We start from the raw sequence: 21,599 nt of genomic DNA on the forward strand, positions 1-21,599 counted from the left end.
GGAGTAAAAAGCATGGCCGTCAGGGGCGGGTGGTTTGCCCAAGGATCTGCTCGTTGAGTTGTCTAATTTGAGTGCCAGGATAGTAAAAAGCCAAAATTTGTTCCGCGGACCAGCCCAATTGGGACAATTTATAGGAACCAAATTGGCTCATGCCCACCCCATGGCCAAAGCCACCACCGACAAAAAAGACACTCTGTAATTGTTGGTTGGCATCGTAGGTGGGTTCCAGGTAAAACAAAGTACTACGGGGAGGGCCAAAGGCACTGCGGGCTTCATTTTTGGCCAATTCTACCACCCCCTTATCCGTCAGCACTTCCAGGATTAAAATCCTTCCCGATGGCGATCGCCGAGTGACCTTCATATCGTAGATTGTGGTGAAATCTGCCAGAGGATGACGCCGGTTAGTCAGATACTTTTTCAGATCCTGATTCAACTCCGCCAACGTCGCTGGATAGCGCCAGCGTAAAAACTTCCGCCCCGTTTCGTTAAACCCCTCTTTGAGGTCAATGAATTTACGAAAAGTTGCTTCATCGGCCAAGCTTTGGCTAGATAAATTCCAAATCGGCTGGGCCGAATCGATGACTGCCTGTAAATAGGGCCGCTCCTCCCCATTCCACACGTCACTAAATTTCGCCGTCACCCCTCCCGCCGTGGAGGAATAAAGGGCATCCACCAACTGATTGTTGTAGGTTAACACCTGCCCCGCTGTTTGTTTAATGGCTTCGTCTGCCCTAGGGGTGGTGCCACTCAAGCCGTAATAAACCTGACAATGGGTGGTGGCACACAACTCATAACCATCGGCGGCAAAGCGACGACGATTTTGCAACGCATAGGTGCGGGCAATGATGGTTTGGGCCTTAGCTGCCGTGGGGGGAGCACCGGGGCCAATTTCATGGGGAACTACGCCCCGGAGATAGGTTTCCAGGGGCACATGGTTAACCAATGTGTAATTACCGTAGGAGTTGGGCTGGAGTTGCAACCAACCGCCATAGACGAATTTTTTCTCCCCTTCTGTGACCTGAATTTGATTTTGGGGAGCGGTGACAGTCAATCGGTCAGCAGGGTAACTTTGGCCATTGATAATTAACACAGCTTGGGGCTTACTATCCAACAGCACACTTTCAAGGTAGGGCAATTGGTAGCCCTGCTTTTTTAGATCCGCCAGTAGCCAACGGCGCACCAGGGGGCTGTCATACACATCCCGTTTAGCCCACACTTGCCAACGTCCCGGTTGGGTCACTTCCACCGCCAGGCCTTTCCCTTGCCAACTAAGGGCATCATCCTCCGCCGTTTCAAAGGTGGCATGGTCCCCCAACACCAATACTTCCGTCAGTTTCCTGGGCACAGCCTGACGGCTGATGGCAATGGTGCCTTGTTTGCCCTGGAGGGTAATTTTTTCCCCTTGGTGATTGACAGCGGTAAAGGTTAGATTGTCATTGCCCACACCGCTAATGGTGATCTGGTCTTTATCCTCATCCCCAAACCTCTGCACCACCCCCACCTGGAGCAAGACATCCTTGGCCAGAACGGGCAAACTCCCCCCAGCCATTAAACCCAGGGCAATAACTACGGTGCCTAAACGTTGAACGGTAACCTTTAATAAATGACGGGTGGGGGAAATAAACATAAACAATCAACGGCGATCAATACTAGCTGGGGCAATCAAAGGCAATCTCGCATCCTAACCTATCACCTTTGCTCCTTTATCTGGATAATGGGGGGACACTGGCCCGGGGCTAACGCCGATCGCCAAAGGGTTTGTGTTATTTTGGGGAAACTGTGTAAGTGGCTTTCAGCACCGGCATTTTTTCCCAATTTTGCCCCTATGCAGACTGGGAGCGTCGAAGTTTTTCTGGATGGCGATCGACCTATGGCAATGGATTTACCCCTCAGACTAAGCGATAGCCCCTCCCTGGGGCAGGTTTTTACCCCGGTCAATGTGGCAATTTTGGCTTCCCTTGGTCTCCACGGCTTTATTTTGGGCTTAGCTTTACCCCATTGGCAATGGCAGGAATCCACTGGGGAAAGTTTGGAAGACCGAAATCCCGTTGGTGTGATCGAATTAACCCCCGCTGAACAGAGTCGTTTACCAGAGACAGATATTTTTTCTGCCGGTGCCCTTTTTCCCACTGCTCCTGATGGCAGCGCTCCTGGTGCCATTGCCGCAGATCCCAATTTGCCCACTCCTCCCGGCGGAGACTATAACTACTCTTTGCCCTCGGGGCCGGGCATTATGCCACCACCACCGGCCATGCCCAATCTACCGGCTTATCCCAATCTGCCTCCCTTAACCAGCTATGGCAATTTGAGCCGCTTGCCCATTACTAATCCCCCCATTCCTTCTCTGCCCCAGATACCTTCCACTAGGCAAATTCCCCGTCCCCCAGGCCTCTTTTCTCCCACTCCAGACCAGGGAATTAACCCCCTCGGCCCAAGCCCCAACCGACCTAATTTTGGGTCCCTGCCCCCTTCCCAGGGCACAGGCTTTATTACCAGAGCTCCCCAAGGCACTAATACTCCCCAGGAACCGGGCTTGACAGCGGAGGGGGAAGATACTTCACCGGAAAAATTACGGGAAAATACGCTGGTTTCCATTGCCCAGCAGGGCCAGGCTTTAAAAGCGAAAGATACTATCAACGGCGCCTATCCTCCCATTGCCTGTCGTAATCGCACAGAGGCACAGGTGGTTTATAACCTTTTCCCCAATGGTCAAAGGGATTTAGTCGGCCGTTCCCGCTACCCCATTTTTAATCAATTGGCTGAACAGGCGATCGCCAACCGTAGTTATGGTGAACCCACCCAGGTGACAGTTTCCTTTAAATACGATGCTGAGCTTTGTGGGGGCATAAACCAATTTATCCCTTCCGGTGGGGAAAATCCTTCACTGCCCACCGTGCCTCCCCCTTCCCAAACCACGCCGGCTCCCGCGGTGACACCAGCCCCCGGCATTGCCCCTACCCTGGAACCCCAGCGTCCCCGACCGACAACTCCCCCTATTAGTCAGCCTCAAACTGCCCCGCCGGAGGTGAGATCTTCCCCCATTCCCGATGCTCCAGTGCCCCGGCGACAAACCGCCAGTCCCGCCCCCAGTGCTCCCCCGGTAAATGTTGTCCCAGTGCCGACCCGTTCCGTCCCGACCCCGACGGTTACCCCAGCCCCAACTTCCTCTCAACCTTCTTTGCCGAAAACTAAAGGGGAAATGTTGCTGGAACAAAATCAAGCTCCTTCCATCGTGCCGCCCCAGCCCAATGGCAATAATGGGGAAACAGAAGCAGACGAACCCCAAAGCCAAGCCCCTAGCCTGAACAATAACAATGGTTTGCCGGGGCCTATCCAGTCCAAAAAGTAATGGGTTTAGAGTCCTAGAAGATGAATATTAACCAACCCAATAACTATGGTGGATTTAGGTCGGGCCGGGGAAAGTTTTGTGGCGGCCTGGCTTGGACAACAGGGTGGGGAGATTTTGCATCAGCGTTGGCGATCGCCGTGGGGAGAAATTGATTTAATTGCCCATTTTCCCGGGACAAAAATCCTCGCTTTTGTGGAAGTGAAAACCCGCAGTGGCGGTAATTGGGACCAGGGGGGATTGTTGGCGGTCAATGCCCGTAAACAGGAAAAACTACGGCAAACGGCCAGCTATTTCCTTGCCAGTCAGCCCCAGTGGAGTGATTTGAACTGTCGTTTTGATGTGGCGATCGTTTTTTGTTTGGGTAATTTGGGAGCTAAACCAATCCAAAGCGAGGAAAGCCCCTCCGCCAACTTTGAACTGGGCCAAGCCATGGTCTGGCAAGGTTATCACCTCCAGTTAGAGCAATATTTAACCGATGCTTTTGGGGGCTAGAAAGAGAGGGAAAAAATTCGGACTCAGCTACTCTGCAAACGCCGCCGCAGATGGTCCAATGCTTGGCAGGCACTCAAATATCTAATCCATTCCCGTCCTCGGCGATCGCCAAATTGCAACAAAATATGGCTAGCTTGACCATGGGGATCCGCCAGGCCCACATACACCGTCCCAACGGGTTTTTCTGCCGTCCCCCCCCCGGGCCCAGCAATGCCGGTAATGGCAATGCCCCAGTCTGTACCCAGTCTTTCCTTCACCCCCAGGGCCATGGCTTCGGCGGCGGCTTCACTAACCGCCCCACAGTATTCGATAATTTCTGGGTCAACCCCCAATAGTTTAATTTTCACCTGGTTATCGTAGGCGATGACTCCCCCCCAAAAGTAGTCAGAACTGCCGGGCTGATCGGTCAACAACGCTCCCAAACCACCGCCAGTACAGGACTCTGCCACCGCCACCGTTTCTCTCCGTTGTCGCAATAATTCCCCCACCACCGATGCGATGGTATCTTCATCCTGACCGAAATAGTCCAAACCGGCGATCGCCTTAATTTGCTCCACCACCGGATCAATAATTTCCCAGGCCAGGGCTTCGGAGGAAGCGGCACAGGAAACCCTCAAACGCACCTCTCCTTTACCGGCGTAGGGGGCCACGGTGGGATTGGTCAAATTGAAAAAATCCGTTACTTTCTCCGCCAGGGCCGATTCACCAATGCCCCGAAAGCGTAGCACTCGGCTGTAAATACTAGTTTTTCCCCAACCCTGGCTTTGGAGGTAGGGCACCGCCACCCCCTGCCACATCTGGCGCATTTCCGAGGGGACTCCAGGGAAGGTCAAAATTAACAAATCCGTTTGGGGGTGCCAGATCATGCCGGGGGCCGTTCCCGTCGCGTTGGCCAATACCTCCGCCCCCTCAGGAAGCAGAGCTTGTTTACGATTATTAGCCGCCATGGGTCGCCCTGTTTGGGCAAATTTTGCCTCAATGTCGGCGATGACAGCCGTGTTTTCCCGCAAGGTCGTCTGAAAAAAATCCGCTATGGTTTCCGTCGTCAGATCGTCCGGCGTAGGCCCCAAGCCTCCGGTAAAAATGAGAATCTGGGCCCGTTTCTGGGCAATGGCGATCGCCTGTTTGATGCGCTCCGGGTTATCCCCCACCACGGTTTGGAAATAATGGGGAATGCCAAGGCGGGCCAACTCTTGGGCTAAATATTGACTATTACTGTTAAGGATTTCCCCCAGCAATAACTCGGTGCCAACACAGATAATCTCAGCCGCCATGGAATTAAGCCTGCTAACAAGAAAATATCACTGGGTCATTAAGGTGATCAAAACTACTTCTAGGGGAGAAGTTAAATTTAGCCCTATCCATCTCAGCATTGCGAAGCTAATCCAAGCAGATTTTTAACATCTGAGATCGATTACCGAACGTTTCTACCAAAACCCTAACCACTCAGATGGGTTTTAGCGAATTCTCCCCAGGAAACAATTAATAGAAATTAGGTTGATGGCGGATCAAGTTTAAGAACTCTTCTCTGGTTTTCTGCTCATTTTGGAAAGAACCAATCATGGCACTGGTCACTGTCCAGGAACCGGGTTTTTGTACTCCCCGCATTACCATGCACATGTGGGTGGCTTCCATCACCACTGCTACTCCTTGGGGATCGAGGATTTCCTGCACTGCCTCAGCAATCTGTCTGGTAAGGCGCTCCTGTACCTGGAGACGGCGGGAAAACATTTCCACAATGCGGGCTAATTTGCTCAGTCCCACTACTTTTTGGTTGGGAATATAAGCCAAATGGGCCTTACCCATAAAAGGCAACATGTGATGTTCACACAAACTGAAAAAATCAATGTCCCGCACCAACACCATTTCGTTATGACCTTCGTCAAAAATGGCGCCATTAACCAACTTTTCCAAGGATTGATCATAACCCTGGGTCAAAAACTGCATCGCTTCCGCTACCCGTTTGGGGGTTTTTAGCAGTCCTTCCCGCTCCGGATCTTCCCCCACCGACTCCAGCATGACGCGCACGGCGTCCATCATTTTTTCTTTATTTAACTCAACATTTTCGGGATGATATTTTACCTCTTGCCCATTGTGGGTATTACGGTCAGGTAGGGAGGAAAGCTGATTCACTAATTTGCCGGTGTTCATGCCGTTATTGATGGAATGGGAAGAAGCAATGGTCACAATAAACTAGAGGTTATGGGGATATTTTTTAGTCCTAATGCCCCAAGCGCCTTGATTGTATCGAATGATGCAGTCTCTAAAATTGTATCCGTAAAAGACCTCCGCATCGCCGACGGGTCTGGATTATGGGTCATAATCACAGTCAAGCCAGATGACCCCTGGAGGCCAACTCCGGGGCTAGAGCAATAAAGATTAGGAATTCATTAAGAAATGTAACAATCGATGTTCTAAATCATACCATGCCTCCACTGCCTGGCAGGGTAAACAGAGGAGACTTTCCCCTGTTACAGTGTCAGTGACAGGACAACTTTTTGGCATTGGTGCAGGTGGTGAGCCATGGCGGCCCAGATCATTGAAATTCTTTCCCCGGAGGAGATTCGGCGTACCCTTACCCGTCTCGCTTCCCAGGTAATTGAAAGAAATAGTGACCTGTCGGAATTGGTTCTATTGGGGATCTACACTAGGGGGGTGCCCCTCGCCCATCAGCTTGCCCAGCAAATTGAAATGTTGGAACAAGTTAAAGTACCCGTCGGGGCGATCGATGTGACCCTCTACCGGGATGATTTGAAAAGGATCAAAACCCGCACCCCGGCTAAAACAAAAATTCCCCTCAGTTTGACTGGCAAAAGGGTTGTGTTGGTGGATGACGTGATCTATAAAGGTCGCACTATCCGAGCGGCCCTCAATGCGGTGACGGAGTATGGTCGGCCCCAGGTAATTCGTTTACTAACTTTGGTGGACCGGGGGCACCGGGAATTGCCCATCCACCCTGATTTTGTTGGCAAAACCCTACCCACAGCGGCGGAGGAACAGGTAAAGGTCTATTTACAGGACCCCGATGGTCGAGACACGGTGGAATTAATTAAAGGTTAATTTTCAGCTCAAAATGCAGAATTTTTTTGTCATTGGCTTGCAATCCTGTTTGCGGCTTTTCGGTGCGTTTTGGATTTTTGGTGGATTTTTGACCCTGCAGGCGGCGCGGGAATCCCTCTTTTTAGACCGGGCTATAGAGGCGATCGCCTTAAAAAAACAGGATAGGTTGCTGAGTTATTTTTTATTTTTGGGTAGCATTCTCACTTTAGCCACTGGGGCAGCGTTGGTTTTGGCCAGTCGTTGGGTGTTTTTCCCCTTAACCCTGTCCATTGTTTCCCAAATGGTTTATTTCTCCTTGCAAAAACGTCGATTTGCCCAGGCCCAAACGGACGAAGAAAAGGAGGATGCCCAGGTACAACCCACCACCATCAATGCTTTTAAGACTTCTTGCCTAGTGGCGATCGCCTGTGGCATTGGCTGGGCTGTGGGGGCGATTAAATAGGATTCCAGCCGGGATTTTTGGTCAATAAACCTGGATATGGGAACGGGTGGCGATCGCCGATAAAGCCTATACAATGATTGGGATCGAACACCCCATCACGTCTCGGACAGTTTTACCTATGCCACGCCGCAACGACTTAAACAAAATTATGATTTTGGGGGCTGGCCCCATTGTTATTGGTCAAGCTTGCGAATTTGACTATTCTGGAACCCAAGCGTGCAAGGCATTGAAAGAAGAAGGTTACGAAGTGGTGTTGGTAAACTCAAATCCCGCTTCGATTATGACCGACCCGGAGTTGGCGGATCGTACCTACATTGAGCCGCTGATTCCAGAAATTGTCGAAAAGATTATCGAAAAAGAACGGCCGGACGCAATTTTACCCACCATGGGTGGACAAACGGCCTTAAACCTGGCGGTATCTTTATCCAAATCCGGGGTACTAGAAAAGTATGGGGTGGAATTAATTGGGGCCAAACTGCCGGCGATCGAAATGGGGGAAGACCGGGAATTATTTAAACAAGCCATGGCCCGCATTGGGGTTCCCGTTTGTCCTTCTGGCATCGCCAGTAGCATCGAAGAAGCTCGGCAGGTGGCCCATGAAATTGGTTCCTATCCGTTAATTATTCGGCCCGCTTTTACCTTGGCGGGTACGGGGGGCGGCATTGCCTACAACCAGGAAGAGTACGAGGAAATGGTGCAATACGGCTTAGATCAGTCCCCCATGTCCCAAATTTTGGTGGAAAAATCTTTGCTGGGCTGGAAGGAATACGAGCTGGAGGTGATGCGGGATTTGGCCGATAACGTGGTCATTATCTGCTCCATTGAAAACTTTGATCCCATGGGGGTACATACGGGGGATTCCATTACCGTCGCTCCCGCCCAAACTTTAACTGACAAGGAGTATCAACGGCTGCGGGACTATTCCATTGCCATTATTCGAGAAATTGGCGTGGAAACAGGGGGATCAAATATTCAGTTTTCGGTCAATCCTGCCAATGGCGATGTGATTGTTATTGAAATGAATCCTCGGGTTTCCCGTTCTTCGGCTCTGGCTTCTAAGGCCACAGGTTTTCCCATTGCCAAATTTGCGGCCAAGTTAGCAGTGGGCTACACCCTCAACGAAATTTCCAACGACATCACTAAGAAAACCCCGGCTTCCTTTGAACCCACCATTGACTATGTGGTAACCAAAATTCCCCGCTTTGCCTTTGAAAAATTCCCCGGAGCAGAGCCGATTTTAAATACCCAAATGAAATCCGTTGGGGAAGCCATGGCCATTGGTCGTACTTTCCAAGAATCTTTTCAAAAAGCCCTACGTTCTTTGGAAACAGGACGGTTCGGCTTCGGTTGCGATCGCCATGAAACCTTGCCCACCCTTTCCCACCTACGCTCCCAGTTGCGGACCCCCAATCCAGAGCGGGTTTTTTCCTTGCACCATGCATTTAATTTGGGTATGACGGTGGAGGAAATCCATGAGCTAACGGCCATCGATCCTTGGTTTTTAGACAAACTAGAAGACTTGGTCAAAACCGAAAAATATATGAAACAGCGGCACCTCAATGATCTAACCGCTGAAGATCTGCGCTACATCAAACAACAGGGTTTTGGCGATCGCCAGATAGCCTTTGCCACCAAAACCACCGAAGACGAGGTGCGGGCCTACCGTAAATCCCTGGGCATTATTCCCGTGTATAAAGTGGTGGACACCTGTGCGGCGGAATTTGAAGCTTTTACCCCCTACTACTACTCCACCTACGAACCAGAGGAGTGCGAAGTATTGCCGTCGGACAAACCTAAAGTAATGATCCTCGGTGGTGGCCCCAACCGCATTGGCCAAGGCATTGAGTTTGATTACTGCTGTTGCCATGCCGCCTTTTCCCTCAGTGACGCAGGCTATGAAACGATCATGGTCAACTCCAATCCAGAAACTGTTTCCACCGACTACGACACCAGCGATCGCCTTTATTTTGAGCCGTTAACTAAAGAAGACGTTTTAAATATCATCGAAGCGGAAAATCCGGTGGGCATCATCATCCAATTCGGCGGTCAAACCCCTCTGAAACTGGCAGTTCCCCTACAGGAATATTTAAATAGTGCTAACTGTCCAGTGCAAACCAAAATCTGGGGCACTTCCCCCGACTCCATCGACACCGCCGAAGACCGGGAGCGGTTTGAAAAAATTCTCCACGAATTGGAAATCAATCAACCCCCCAATGGCATTGCCCGGGATTATGAAGAATCCAGGGTTGTCGCCAACCGTATTACCTATCCCGTGGTGGTGCGGCCCTCCTATGTGCTGGGAGGAAGAGCCATGGAAATTGTCTATTCCGATGAAGAATTGGAACGGTACATGACCTATGCAGTGCAAATCGAGCCGGATCATCCCATTCTGATCGACAAATTTTTGGAAAATGCCATCGAAGTGGATGTGGATTCCCTCACCGATAAAACGGGCAAAGTGGTCATCGGCAGTATTATGGAGCACATCGAAGAAGCGGGCATTCATTCTGGGGATTCCGCCTGTTCCATTCCCTACACCAGCCTTTCCGATGACGTACTAACCACCATCCGCCAATGGACCGAACAATTGGCCAGGGCTTTAAACGTGGTGGGTTTGATGAATATTCAATATGCTGTCCAAGGGGATCAGGTTTATATCCTCGAAGCTAACCCCCGGGCTTCCCGTACAGTTCCCTATGTGAGCAAGGCCACCGGCCGTCCTTTGGCAAAAATTGCTTCCCTAGTCATGTCCGGCAAAACCCTAGAAGAACTGGGGGTAACGGAGGAATTTATTCCCCAACACGTAGCAGTTAAGGAAGCAGTGCTCCCCTTCAGTAAGTTCCCTGGGGCAGATACCCTACTCGGCCCAGAAATGCGTTCCACCGGAGAAGTGATGGGCATTGACAGTGACTTTGGTAAGGCCTTTGCCAAAGCAGAATTAGGGGCAGGGGTAATTTTGGCCACCAGTGGCACGGTGTTTGTTTCCATGAGCGATCGCACCAAAGAGACCGCCGTACCTGTGGTTAAAGATTTGATCGATCTCGGTTTTAAAGTGGTGGCTACCTCCGGTACCCAAAAAGTGTTGGAAGACCATGGCATCGAAGGGGTAGAAGTAATCCTCAAGCTCCACGAAGGCCGCCCTCACATCATCGACTGGATTAAAAACGGCTGGATTCAATTTATTATCAATACTCCCAGTGGGGAGGAGTCCCAGTTAGATGGCCGCACCATCCGCCGGGCCGCCTTGGATTATAAGTTACCAATTATCACCACGATCGCCGGAGGAAAAGCCACTGTGGCCGCTATCCGTAGTTTGCAGGAGCATCCTTTGGACGTGAAAGCATTGCAGGACTATCTTGGCTAATTTGTTATGGTTGGGACATTCTAAGCTGATTAAGCCTAGCTTATCCCATACAACAGAATAAAAAATGACTTTAACAAGTGATTCAATTCATTGGGCAATTAACTTTTTATATCGTCATTCCGATGGTGATCTTTTTCCGAAAATTTTGGAAATGGATGCCGTTTATAATATGGCGGATGAATTTGTAAAATATGTTGAGAATCAAAATTTAGATTTAGATCATTTTAAACCTGGTTCTTGTCGTAGATTTATTGTTCCTAAAGATGAATTGGCATACCGCCAAGCTACACAATTAGATCCACAAGATTCAATTATTCTTTCTGCGTTAATCTATCAATATGGTCAAGGAATTGAAGATCGTAGATTAACAAAAGAAAAGGTATTTAGCTATAGATTTAAACCAGATTCTCAATCAGGCTTTTATGATAGTCAAACCTCCTGGAACCAATTCTGGACAAGCGCACACGAGCTAAGTAATGATTTTGATACAGTTTTATATTGTGATATTGCTGATTTTTATAATCAAATTTATCATCATACTGTAGAAAATCAATTAATTGCGTCAGGTTTTTCAGATCAAGAAAAAAAATGGATAATTAATTTAATAGGATCAACAACAGCAAAAGTATCTCGTGGAATACCTATTGGCCCTCACGCTTTACATTTAATTGCAGAAAGTACCATGATTCCTATTGATAACTGTTTGGTTTCTAAAGGAATTAACTTCATTCGTTTTGCCGATGATATCATTGTTTTTTGTCAATCCAGAAATTCTGCTAAACAATTAGCCTATTCCATTGCATCAACACTAGACAAACAACAAAGATTAACACTTCAAAAGCATAAAACCAGAATATATAATTCTGAAGAATTTGAAAAGCTCTGTTTATCTATGATTGAAGACAGACCAATTTCCTCGGATGAAGATAGGATATTAAAAGTTATAAGGAAATATTCTGATGGTAATCCTTATCTTGCAATTTCTTTCAATCAAATTAATGACGAGGATTGGCTATCCATTTCTGATGAAATAATTACAAAGATCATTAAAGAGTATCTTGATAAAGACCAAGTGGATTATATTCGTCTTCGATGGTTTTATCGGAGATTAACACAAATAGGTCATCCTGGTGCCGTAGATATTTCACTACAAGAAATTGAGAACTTAAGTCCTTGCCTTGCCAATATATGTGTGTACTTTACTTCTGTGCAATCTATTGAACAGGATAAATGGATTCAAATTGGAGAAAGATTATTATCTCTCTTAAATTCTGATGAAATTAAGGAAAATGAATATCTAAAACTTTCTCTTTTAAGTCTTTTTACTAAAAACGAATATATTAATCACTTCTCAAAATTAACTGAACAATACGCATCGAGTGACCCATTTGTGAGAAGAGAAATTCTACTGGCTGCGAAACAAAATTATGCTTTTGATTGGCTTCGAGATTACAAAGAAAATTATCAATCTATGGACCCTTGGCAAAAAAATGCTTACTTGTATGCCATTTCTGGTTTCCCACAAGATGAAAAAGAGTATTTTATAAAAAATGTATGTACCTTGATCAGACCTTTTGAAAAAGTTTTAGCTAAATGGGCAAAGAAAAAGAATAATTCTTGTTAAAAATGTTTTTTTGATTTGAATAGCATAATCAGTAATTCCGCAAGCCATGTTAGCGTAGGGAAACTGAAATTTACCACTACTTATCATTGAGGAAAACTTAAGTGAAAGCCGAACTAACCGCAATCATTGAAGCCGCTGAAGAAGGGGGATATTGGGCAATTTGTCCGGAAATTCCTGGAGCCAACGGCCAAGGTGACACCATAGCAGAGGCAAAAGCCAGCTTAAAAAGTGCTATTCAACTGATTGTCGAAGACCGCCTGGAGGATATTCGTCGAGGGTTAACCAAAGAGGCTATTGAAGAAACGATTCTAATTCCATGAAACGTAAAGAATTAGAGAAAAAATTACGACAAGCAGGTTGTTATCTTAAGCGAGAAGGTTCTTCCCACTCTCTTTGGATTAATCCTCAAACTGGAATTATTGAAGCTGTCCCTAGGCATACAGAAATTAAAGAATTTTTAGCTCAGAAAATACTCAAAAATTTGAATGCGGAATAGTCTTCATCATTTAGATTTAGAACAAAGCAACCATTTTTTGTTAGATTCCAAAATCTGGTGGAAGTATTGCGACAATGGAATAAGCGGTGTAAGGGTTCTGGCCTCTTTTTGCCAGAGAATCATTCCCCCACTAGTTTCTCGTCAACCATTGAGGGTTTAATGGGTAATAGAGGGTTAATGTTGCCTTCCTGCCCAGTTCTTCCCTTGGTCCCATGCTGAAAAAATCCCTATCCACCACCGTCGTTCTGTTGGTTTTATTGCTCAGTTTTACCCTCACCGCCTGTGGAGGGGTAGGCATTGCTAGTCTACAACGCTACAGCGACACCAAAGACGGCTATGAGTTTCTTTACCCCAACGGTTGGATCGGTGTGGATGTCAAAGGGGCTTCCCCGGGGGTGGATGTGGTATTTCGGGATTTAATTGAGCGGGACGAAAATTTAAGTGTCATTATCAGTGAAATCCCCAGCAGTAAGTCTTTAGCCGATTTAGGGTCCGCCACCGACGTGGGTTACCGTTTTATGAAAACCGTCAATGAAGCCTCCCAAGGCGATCGCCAGGCGGAACTAATCAGTGCCGAGGAAAGGAATGAAGAAGGGCAGGTTTACTACAACTTAGAGTACAAGGTTTTGGTGGGGGATAGTGTGGAACGCCACGACCTGGCCAGTGTGACTACCAACCGGGGCAAGCTAATTACATTTGACTTATCTACGGCGGAAGACCGCTGGGAAACCGTTAAGGGTTTATTCGAGACTGTGGCCAGTTCTTTCCATGTTTATTAAACTGGGTTGAATAAGTTGGACTGGGCTGACTGAACTATGCTTCCGGTCTTAGGCCGAAATATAGCCAATCAAAGTAAAATTGGGACGGCTAAGGTTTTTACCAAAGACGGTTTTGGCTCTGTTTAGTGTATTAAATCAACTATAAGTTGTAATCAGTGATTGCCCAGCCTATAGCCACCTGTTCAGACCAATTTCGAGTAGAGTTTGGGCACTAGCTCCGCTCCAGTAGCTCAAAAAAACGATAATGGGCCAGTCCGTCCAAAATACCGGCAGCATAACGTTTTTCCGAAAAATAAATTGGCTCAATCTCCGCTAGGTTTGACAACTCTTCGTGGTGGCGGTTGGCTACGACAACAGAAAGGGTATTGCCTCGCATCATATCTTCATCAGCTCCCGATCCCCCAGCGGTGAAGACGTGCTCTAGGGGAATGTTCCATTGCTGACTCAGCCATCGCACCGCATAGCCCTTGGAAGCTCGGATGGGTAAAATATCCAGAAATTGGCCAAAGGAAATAATTGTGTTGACCGTCTGTTCCCCCTTGTGTAATATTTGCCGGATCTCTTCTAGGCTAGGGGCGATCGCCGCGTCGTAGAAATAGCTAATTTTGTAGGCGCTGAGTTCTTCCTTCGCTTGGAGGGTTAAACCGGGCAATTCGGCCAGAAGACGCATAATGGCGTTGCGATTCCATAAATAATCAATGTGATTGCGCCAACTCTGATCGAGGATCAAATCCGGAGAAGAATAAATCTCGGTTCCCATGCTGGTGATCAACATATCTGGTTGGGGAATGCGATACTCCCGCAAAATTTTCAGCACCGAATCCAATCTTCTCCCAGTGGCAATGCAAAAGCCCACATTTTTACGGTGTTGATACAGCACCCCCAGCAACTCATCCAACGTTTGGCGATCGCCAGGTAATCCTCCTTGTAATGCCCCCAGCAAATTTTGATCCAAACTGGTAACCAACGCACCGTTATAGTACAAAGTCCGCCGCCGCTTTAAATCACTGCGTTTCAGCACCGAAGACTGTTGCGCCAGGGCATTGAGGGCCGCTAGGTAACTTTCAACGTGGGAATGCCAAGAATAATGGCGCTTAACCCCTGCCAAACCATTGTTAGAGAGTATTTGCCATTGTTCACCATGGTTCAACACCGTTAATAACTTATCGGCAATATCCCTTACATCCAAAGGATTAATCAGATAACCATTCTGACAATTTTTAATAATGTCCACTGGGCCCCCATCCTCCGTAGCCACAATGGGCACCCCACTGGCCGCCGCCTCAATCAAAGTCAAGCCAAAGGGTTCCGTTAAAGCAGGATTGATAAACACCCCCTGGGACAAAGCAGTGAGACGAAACAGGGCATACACATCTTCCGCCTGATTTTGTTTGGGGTAAGCTACTTTGCCGTAAAGATCGTAACGATCAATGGTCAACAATAAATCCGTCAGTACTTCCCTCGGCCCCTGGTCTAAATCTGTGATATCGTCCCGATTGCCCGCCACAATAACCAAGTTAGCCCGGGCCTGTAACTCCGGGGACTGACCATAGGCTTCAATTAAAGTGTGGATATTTTTGCGGGGATCCGGTCGGGACAAAGCGAGAATGATAGGCTTACGGGGCTTCCGGAGAAATCGTTTCAACTCTCGAACAATGGGCGTTTCCCACTCATTCCCATTGGGGGGATAAAACTTTTCTAAATCAGTGCCCGGGGGAATCACCAACATCTGATCTGGCTGGTAATAATCGTATTGGGCGTACTGTTCCGCAATTTCTTGATGGGTACTGGTGATTACCCTTACCGCTGACCCCAGGGTTTCTTCCTCCGCGTTAATCCGGCGGGCCATGTTATAGCGGGTTTCAATTTCATCGGCTTTGATGCCACTTAGCAGGAGTCGGGTGCGTTTACTGCGTCCCAGGGAATGTCCTGTGTGTACCAAAGGAATACCTAGCTGGTGGGAAAGTCGGGTGCCCACATAACCCGCATCGGCATAATGGCTATGGATTACATCGGGCAATTGGGGTTGTGTTTTTAGGTAATCCAGGGCATGGTCAGCGAAATTGTCCAAATAATCCCAGAGCATTTCCTTGGCAATATATTCCTCTGGGCCACACTCAATGCGGATAATCTGGGCCCGATCGCCGATTATTTCCCTGGGTTGGCCATAATCTGCATCTACTCTGGGATCTTTAACTAAACGGGTCATTAAATCCACCCTAGCCACCTGGGGATTTTTTACCAGCGCTCGAGCCAGTTCCAGCACATACTTAGTTTGCCCGCCGGTATCCGCATCTCTACCTAGTTCAAGGTTTTCTCCCCGAATTAAACCGTGGACACTAATTAGTAAAATGTATTTGGATGAATAGTTCATAAGCCTTACAAATTACCATAATTACTGGTGAGGGATGCCACAGGTTACCACGGGGACGATTTTAATGCCTCCAATTAATCAATTTCCTGCTCCAGTCCTGCTAGAATGCCGGCAATCTCTGCCCCGAACTCCCCATGATCCATATTAACTGGCAGGCCCTGGCCGCAATTTCTGAGTTACAGCCCTATTTTGCCGAAGATTTTGCTGGTTTTCAGCAACAAATTGAACAACGTCTGCCGGGATTAATGGCAATCTCCGGGGAAGAATTAGATAACTTAGCGGTTTTGCGGGTACTGGAAATTTGTAATGGTTGTTTGCAGTGGGCTTTCCGCCGCCAGGATGAACATTGTTTATCGGTGGAGCAAACTAGGGAATGTATGCAAACGGTAATTGGCTTTATTAAGCTTAAAAAAATCACCTGTCCCAGCGGCAAAATCATTGGCTTTACCCCGGCGATCGAACAATTAATTGAAGAAGGAACCCAGCTTTATCGCCAGGCTTTCAAACAAAATAATCAAGTAGCCAAACAAGAATATTACGCTTACTCCACTGCCCAGTTCATTGCCTACGGCGGCGATCGCCTGGAATGGGCCCAGGACTTAGTAGAAAGGGAATTTAGCCCTCTGCTTACTCCCCATTTTATTCTCCGGGGGAGAAAATATATTGCTCCCTACTTACAGGCGATCGTGACAAAATCTGTGTGATCAACTAATATAGCCAATCAAAGTAAGATTGAGACGACTAAAATCTTTACCAAAGACGCTTTTAGCTCTGGTCAGTGTCTTACTTTCAATTAAATCAACTATAAACCTAATAAACCAACTCAAAGTAATAGATCGGGATCAAGGAGAAAAACAGTGAACTTCTCCGGTTTTTGTTCCACTAACATCACATGGCTAGCAGATTTTAGGGTGTCATTTTGGCGATAGGAAGCGGGCAACTGTCGAATTTGTTGGGGTAACACGTCCATTAGAGTGGGAGCATTATTAACTAAAAGACAAAATTCCTCCCCACTACGGTTTTTAGTCAGAATAAAATACTGTTTTGCCTTATCTGTAGGCGGTTGGGGCACTCCGAAAAAGCGACGATGGAGATCCACCATCGTGACGGAGCGATTTTCCAGATTAACTAAGCCAGTGGCGGATAAGCGAGTGCCATGGGTGGGGCTATGGGGCAAAATTTTCACCACTAGGGCAATGGGCAAAGCTAGATTAAGTTTCCCAATGGCAAAAAGGAGAAATTTTTCCGGTCGAGCCGAGGGAGCAAAAGGTTGACCAGGGTTAGCCGCAGAATAGGCAACGGGGGGTGAGATGGCCATACTATGAAAACAGGTAACTGATAACTTTTAACTTTTAGGTGGTAGCTGATAATTGACCACTGGCAAGCAGCTCATTGACAGCAATGAGAAACTGTTGCTCAATGTAGGGCTTAGTGAAATAGGCATTGGCCCCCAGGGTCATCGCCAACTGTCGATGCTTATCACTGCCCCGGGAAGTGAGCATGGCCACCGGAATTTTGAGCATATCGGCATTACGCCGCCGTTGTCCTAGGAACTCAAACCCATTCAGATTGGGCATTTCCACGTCGCAAATAATTAAATCAACGTCACTGGTTTGGGCTAGAGTTTTCAGCGCTTCCTGGCCATCCTTAGCCTGCATAACTCGATAACCGGATTTTTCTAGGGTGAAAGCCAAAGTCCGCCGTAGGGCCGCCGAATCGTCCACCACTAAAATGGTGGCCGGGTGGGTACCATCCCTTAGCCCAGCTCCATCTTCAGAATCAGAGAAGGATAACTCCGGCGTTGCCAATTGGTCAGAACCCCTCTGCCAGTGCCATTCCAACAGCAGAGCGCCATTGACCACTGGAATCAGGGTCCCGTCGGCTAGGATAGTCGCCCCATAAAGATAGGACGGAGCCGGTAACAGGGAGGAAAAAGGCTTAATTACCAGTTCCTGTTCCGTCACTAGACGATGGACCTCCAGGGCGTAGTACTGGTCCCCCAAGCGCAGAATGATTAGGGGCGGATGCCAGCCATCCGGTTGAGGGACAGTGGTCAGCAGTTTACTACCCTGCTGGGGAGTCAGGGGACAATGGTACGGCAACAATTGGTCCAGAGGGTAGATGGGGATGGTTAACTGTTGCCAATAAAGGAACTTTTGCCCACCACTGGTTTTGAGCTGGTCTGCCCTCGGCACCATTAACTCCGCCACACTATCAGAAGGAATGGCGATCGCCGTTAAGGCGGTATTATCCTGGCCCACTGAGCAGACTAACAGCTTGGCAATGGTGAGGGTCAGAGGTAAACGTAGGGAAAACACAGTACCCCGCCCAGGCCGGGAAGAAACCACCACGTTACCCTTGAGGGCTTGTAATTGTTGGCGCACCACATCCAGCCCAACGCCCCGACCGGAGAGTTCGCTCACCTGATCTGCGGTGGAAAAATTGGGCTCAAAAATTAAACTATGGACCTGTTCTGTGCTTAACCTTTGCCCCTGCTCCTGGGTGACTAGGCCCCGTTCCACGGCCCGTTGGAGAATTTTGTCGGGGTTTAGGCCGCCCCCATCGTCCCGCATTTCAATGACAGTCTGGTTGCCTTGGTGATAAGCATGGATTTCGATGGTGCCGGTTTCAGGCTTACCGGCGGCGAGGCGTTGTTCCCGGGACTCAATACCATGGTCAAAGGCGTTGCGGAGGAGGTGCAGGAGAGGATCGTAGAGTTTTTCGAGGGCTAAACGATCCACCAATACCGCTGTGCCCTGGAGCTTGATTTGCACCGGTTTGTTGAATTTACTGGCCATATCCCGGAGGAGGCGGGGAAAACGGTTGAGAATTTCCCCTAGGGGCAACATACGAGCCCACATGAGCTCATCCCGAAGGGAGAAGAGCATTTGCTTTTGGGCATCGACGGTTTGGTTGGAGGCCCGGGCAAAGAGGACAATGTCGTCCACGGTCTCTTCAAGTTGCATCATTTCCTCAAGAATTTCCTGCAACTGGGCTGAGAGGGAGCCATAGGAATCCATTTCCAGGGCATCGAAGGTGTCATTGAGCCAATCCGTCCGTTGGGGTCGGGGACGGAGTAGACCTTCGCCCTCGGGCAAAGCCACCAATTGATCTGCCAATTGCCTGAGTTTGAGGGTCATGGCTTGGAAATTGCCAAAACGGAGCAACAAAGAGCGCACAGCGCCCTGCAACTGTTGGTTTTGCAAAGAAAGGCTATTGCGGTTGATGGCCAGTTCCCCGACCCAATTATTCATCCGCTCCAGGCGTTGGAAGTCGACCCGGATGGAAAGGTTAGCGGGGTTTTTCTCCCTGGGCATACCCCGCCGTTCTGGTACTTGACGCACTGGGGGAATATCGGTGAGGACGGGGGCATCCGCTGTGGGTCCTGGGGCTGGCGGTTCTGGCAAGGATGGTAGGGTAGCAAAAGCTTCTTCCACAGCTTGGACTAGGGCCAGGGTTTCTGTGGTGGAGTCAGTTTCGGGCTCTGTGGTTATTATTGCTTGGGTGATGGCGCTGTCTGGAGTCAGCCCACCAAAAACTTCTTCTAGGGATGGGGTCGGGGGTTCTTCTGGAAGGGAGTCGAACCTCAGTTCCGCTGCCAGTTCACTTAACGGGTCTACTAAAGCTGGTTCTGGGGCATTAACTGGCTCCTCTGGTGCCAGGACCATGGGTTCCGTTGGACTGTCTTGCTCTTCATCGTCGTCACCAAAAAATAGCTCACTGAGCCGTTGGGGCCTGGGCACGGTGGACAATGGCACGGGGTTAGATGGGGCCTGACTTTGACTAGCCAAAGCCATAAGAGGGGCGGAGGGTTCCCCTCCCCGTTGGCGATCGCCGTTTTGGAGAACTTGCACGGAGCTATTTTGCCAATCCAGCAAAGCTTGGTCTGCAATGGCGGATAACTGCTGTGGGTTAAGGGCCAATGCCCGTTGTACGGTTTCACAAATGGCTTTAAAGCCAGGTAGATTGAGAATTTCCCCGAGTCCCAGAAAAATTTCCGCTTGGCTACCCAAAACCTGCTCCAACTCTTCCCGGTTTGCCTCCTGCTGGGCCCGGCGCACTGCTTCCATGCCCTGGGCAACATCCACTTCAAACACGGAGGCCACCACATCCACGCCCAAGTCTGCGGAGCTGGGCAAAAACTGTTCCCCCGCTACCAGATGCTCCCCTAGCTGGGCTTCCAGGTTGGTGATGGGCCCTAGGGCCGTTTGCCAGGCCGTTTCCGGGTCGTAGTAACCATGGTCGATTTGTTGCTCCAGGGGATTACGCAAACAGTCAAAGCCTTGCAGGAGTAAAGTTTCCAGGGTTTGGTCAATTACCACTTCTTCACTGTAGAGGGCTTTAAAAATGTCTTCGAGCCGATGGGCAATCTCCTTAATGGTTTCTAGCCCCACACTGGCAGCTCCCCCTTTGAGGGAATGGGCGGCCCGCATGATGCTGTGAACAACGGCGGCGGAACGGTCTTGGCCAATGGCCAACAGCCCCGTTTCCATTTCCTGTAGCAGGGTGGGTACTTCTTCGATAAAAAATTGGTAGCCTGGTTCTTCTAAATTGACCCTTTCTGGCCCCACTGTGGGCAGGCGATCACTGGCGGGAATAGCGGCCTCGGCTCCATTGAGGGGCTCCCCCAGCTCCGCTAAATCGAACTGGCTGAAGACATTATCCTCAGCACTGCTGATGACGGTGGGAATTTCCCCCAGCTCAGGAAATGCCATGGCCATCCATGGATCACTATTTTCCCCCAATGTCTCTTCGTCAAAACCACCAAATACAGTTTGCAACTCCAACTCTGCGGTTGTGCCTAATTCTACCCCGGCTGTTTCTACTCCGTTGACCAAAGCTATCAAGGCCGGACTGGGCTCTCCCCCCCGTTGGCGATCGCCATGGGCCAAGACCTGTTCACAACTGTGGTGCCAATCCGCTAGGGCCAATGGAGCTAATTGGGTTACCGCAATGGTAGGGGAATGCAAACCCTGGGTCACTAGGGCCGCAATTGCTTTGAAACCGGGGAGGTTCAAAATTTCTGCTAAACCAGCAAATACTTCTGTTTGGGCAGTGAGGGTTTGCCGCAGAGCCATTTCATCTCCCCCGGCTAGGGCAGCGCTAATTTCTGCTAGGCCCGTTTGAATATCCACTTCAAAAAGAGAAGAGACAATGTCCACCCCCAGGTCGGCGGAGCTGGGCAAAAACTGTTCCCCCGCCGCTAGATGTTCCCCCAGTTGAGCTTCGATTTGGCCAATGAGTGGTAATGCTTGCTCCAACACTTGGTGGTGGTCCAATTGCCCCGTGGCTATTTGGGTAGTGAGGGCACCTTTAAGGTAATCAAAGCTTTGCAGTAGTAGCCCTTCCATGGTTTCATCCACCACTACGGCTTCGTTGTAGAGGGCTTTGAAGATGTCTTCGAGACGGTGGGCTAGTTCTTGAATGGCGGGCAGTTGGACGCTGGCGGCTCCTCCTTTCAGGGAATGGGCCGCACGCATGATTGTGTGGACTTGGGGGGCGGTTCTACCTTGGCGCAGGCTGAGCAGGGTGGACTCAATTTCGGTGAGCAGTTCAGGGGCTTCTTCGATGAAAAATTGGTAGGCGTGGTCACGGATGTCGGAGTTGAGCATGGCAGGG

The 21,599-nt window shown here is 49.0% G+C and carries 16 protein-coding genes; 10 read left to right on the forward strand and 6 right to left on the reverse strand.

Annotated elements, in window-relative coordinates; translation table 11 throughout:
- Window positions 1-19: 19 nt before the first annotated feature.
- Window positions 20-1,627, reverse strand: a complete 1,608-nt coding sequence (locus D082_RS03190) for a SpoIID/LytB domain-containing protein (protein ID WP_028946363.1) — start codon at window positions 1,625-1,627, stop codon at window positions 20-22.
- 198 nt (window positions 1,628-1,825) lie between these two features.
- Here D082_RS03190 and D082_RS03195 point away from each other — a divergent pair, with 198 nt between their 5' ends.
- Together D082_RS03195 and D082_RS03200 are read left to right on the forward strand one after the other, a co-directional pair.
- Window positions 1,826-3,349: a hypothetical protein gene (locus D082_RS03195; RefSeq protein ID WP_028946364.1), complete on the forward strand. Its 1,524-nt coding sequence runs from the start codon at window positions 1,826-1,828 to the stop codon at window positions 3,347-3,349.
- A gap of 45 nt (window positions 3,350-3,394) precedes the next feature.
- Window positions 3,395-3,841, forward strand: a complete 447-nt coding sequence (locus D082_RS03200) for a YraN family protein (protein ID WP_028946365.1) — start codon at window positions 3,395-3,397, stop codon at window positions 3,839-3,841.
- Between the two features lie 23 nt (window positions 3,842-3,864).
- Here the strand turns inward: D082_RS03200 and D082_RS03205 are convergent, their stop codons facing one another.
- Entirely contained in the window at window positions 3,865-5,115 is a 1,251-nt protein-coding gene (locus D082_RS03205; RefSeq protein ID WP_028946366.1) for a competence/damage-inducible protein A, read from the reverse strand.
- 208 nt (window positions 5,116-5,323) lie between these two features.
- On the reverse strand, window positions 5,324-6,028 hold the full coding sequence (folE, locus tag D082_RS03210; RefSeq protein WP_010873633.1) for a GTP cyclohydrolase I FolE: 705 nt from the start codon (window positions 6,026-6,028) through the stop codon (window positions 5,324-5,326).
- Between the two features lie 336 nt (window positions 6,029-6,364).
- Between folE and pyrR the strand changes: the two genes are divergently transcribed.
- From pyrR to psbP, 7 genes are all read left to right on the forward strand, one after another.
- Entirely contained in the window at window positions 6,365-6,901 is a 537-nt protein-coding gene (gene pyrR, locus D082_RS03215; RefSeq protein WP_028946368.1) for a bifunctional pyr operon transcriptional regulator/uracil phosphoribosyltransferase PyrR, read from the forward strand.
- Window positions 6,902-6,914: 13 nt separating this feature from the next.
- Window positions 6,915-7,343, forward strand: coding sequence for a hypothetical protein (locus tag D082_RS03220; RefSeq protein ID WP_028946369.1), 429 nt, complete (start codon window positions 6,915-6,917; stop codon window positions 7,341-7,343).
- Window positions 7,344-7,461: 118 nt separating this feature from the next.
- Window positions 7,462-10,707: a carbamoyl-phosphate synthase large subunit gene (carB, locus tag D082_RS03225; protein WP_028946370.1), complete on the forward strand. Its 3,246-nt coding sequence runs from the start codon at window positions 7,462-7,464 to the stop codon at window positions 10,705-10,707.
- Between the two features lie 64 nt (window positions 10,708-10,771).
- Window positions 10,772-12,331: an RNA-directed DNA polymerase gene (locus D082_RS03230; protein WP_028946371.1), complete on the forward strand. Its 1,560-nt coding sequence runs from the start codon at window positions 10,772-10,774 to the stop codon at window positions 12,329-12,331.
- A gap of 101 nt (window positions 12,332-12,432) precedes the next feature.
- Entirely contained in the window at window positions 12,433-12,651 is a 219-nt protein-coding gene (locus D082_RS03235; RefSeq protein WP_028946372.1) for a type II toxin-antitoxin system HicB family antitoxin, read from the forward strand.
- The gene (locus D082_RS03240; protein ID WP_028946373.1) at window positions 12,648-12,827 is read left to right on the forward strand and encodes a type II toxin-antitoxin system HicA family toxin; all 180 of its coding nucleotides are present in this window, start codon (window positions 12,648-12,650) and stop codon (window positions 12,825-12,827) included. The genes D082_RS03235 and D082_RS03240 overlap by 4 nt, the downstream gene beginning before the upstream one ends.
- Window positions 12,828-13,039: 212 nt before the next feature.
- Window positions 13,040-13,606 carry a photosystem II reaction center PsbP gene (gene psbP, locus D082_RS03245; protein WP_028946374.1) on the forward strand — a complete coding sequence of 189 codons (567 nt, stop codon included), beginning with the start codon at window positions 13,040-13,042 and terminating at the stop codon, window positions 13,604-13,606.
- 211 nt (window positions 13,607-13,817) lie between these two features.
- On the opposite strand, the gene D082_RS03250 is transcribed toward psbP, so the two are convergent.
- Window positions 13,818-15,980, reverse strand: a complete 2,163-nt coding sequence (locus D082_RS03250) for an HAD family hydrolase (protein WP_028946375.1) — start codon at window positions 15,978-15,980, stop codon at window positions 13,818-13,820.
- Window positions 15,981-16,114: 134 nt separating this feature from the next.
- Here D082_RS03250 and D082_RS03255 point away from each other — a divergent pair, with 134 nt between their 5' ends.
- Complete coding sequence (locus D082_RS03255) at window positions 16,115-16,684, forward strand: hypothetical protein (protein WP_028946376.1); 570 nt, start codon at window positions 16,115-16,117, stop codon at window positions 16,682-16,684.
- A 119-nt stretch (window positions 16,685-16,803) separates the two neighbouring features.
- Here D082_RS03255 and D082_RS03260 read toward each other — a convergent pair whose 3' ends face one another.
- On the reverse strand, window positions 16,804-17,298 hold the full coding sequence (locus tag D082_RS03260) for a CheW domain-containing protein (protein ID WP_028946377.1): 495 nt from the start codon (window positions 17,296-17,298) through the stop codon (window positions 16,804-16,806).
- A 34-nt stretch (window positions 17,299-17,332) separates the two neighbouring features.
- Entirely contained in the window at window positions 17,333-21,592 is a 4,260-nt protein-coding gene (locus tag D082_RS03265; protein ID WP_028946378.1) for a hybrid sensor histidine kinase/response regulator, read from the reverse strand.
- Window positions 21,593-21,599 lie beyond the last annotated feature (7 nt).

This window comes from Synechocystis sp. PCC 6714 (genome assembly GCF_000478825.2).
GTDB lineage: Bacteria > Cyanobacteriota > Cyanobacteriia > Cyanobacteriales > Microcystaceae > Synechocystis.

What these genes read in the sequence shown, in the direction of transcription:
- D082_RS03190 (WP_028946363.1), bottom strand. Translation starts at nt 1,627, where the DNA reads ATGTTTATTTCCCCCACCCGTCATTTATTAAAGGTTACCGTTCAACGT.
- D082_RS03195 (WP_028946364.1), top strand. Translation starts at nt 1,826, where the DNA reads ATGCAGACTGGGAGCGTCGAAGTTTTTCTGGATGGCGATCGACCTATG.
- D082_RS03200 (WP_028946365.1), top strand. Translation starts at nt 3,395, where the DNA reads ATGGTGGATTTAGGTCGGGCCGGGGAAAGTTTTGTGGCGGCCTGGCTT.
- D082_RS03205 (WP_028946366.1), bottom strand. Translation starts at nt 5,115, where the DNA reads ATGGCGGCTGAGATTATCTGTGTTGGCACCGAGTTATTGCTGGGGGAA.
- pyrR (WP_028946368.1), top strand. Translation starts at nt 6,365, where the DNA reads ATGGCGGCCCAGATCATTGAAATTCTTTCCCCGGAGGAGATTCGGCGT.
- D082_RS03220 (WP_028946369.1), top strand. Translation starts at nt 6,915, where the DNA reads ATGCAGAATTTTTTTGTCATTGGCTTGCAATCCTGTTTGCGGCTTTTC.
- carB (WP_028946370.1), top strand. Translation starts at nt 7,462, where the DNA reads ATGCCACGCCGCAACGACTTAAACAAAATTATGATTTTGGGGGCTGGC.
- D082_RS03230 (WP_028946371.1), top strand. Translation starts at nt 10,772, where the DNA reads ATGACTTTAACAAGTGATTCAATTCATTGGGCAATTAACTTTTTATAT.
- D082_RS03240 (WP_028946373.1), top strand. Translation starts at nt 12,648, where the DNA reads ATGAAACGTAAAGAATTAGAGAAAAAATTACGACAAGCAGGTTGTTAT.
- psbP (WP_028946374.1), top strand. Translation starts at nt 13,040, where the DNA reads ATGCTGAAAAAATCCCTATCCACCACCGTCGTTCTGTTGGTTTTATTG.
- D082_RS03250 (WP_028946375.1), bottom strand. Translation starts at nt 15,980, where the DNA reads ATGAACTATTCATCCAAATACATTTTACTAATTAGTGTCCACGGTTTA.
- D082_RS03255 (WP_028946376.1), top strand. Translation starts at nt 16,115, where the DNA reads ATGATCCATATTAACTGGCAGGCCCTGGCCGCAATTTCTGAGTTACAG.
- D082_RS03260 (WP_028946377.1), bottom strand. Translation starts at nt 17,298, where the DNA reads ATGGCCATCTCACCCCCCGTTGCCTATTCTGCGGCTAACCCTGGTCAA.
- D082_RS03265 (WP_028946378.1), bottom strand. Translation starts at nt 21,592, where the DNA reads ATGCTCAACTCCGACATCCGTGACCACGCCTACCAATTTTTCATCGAA.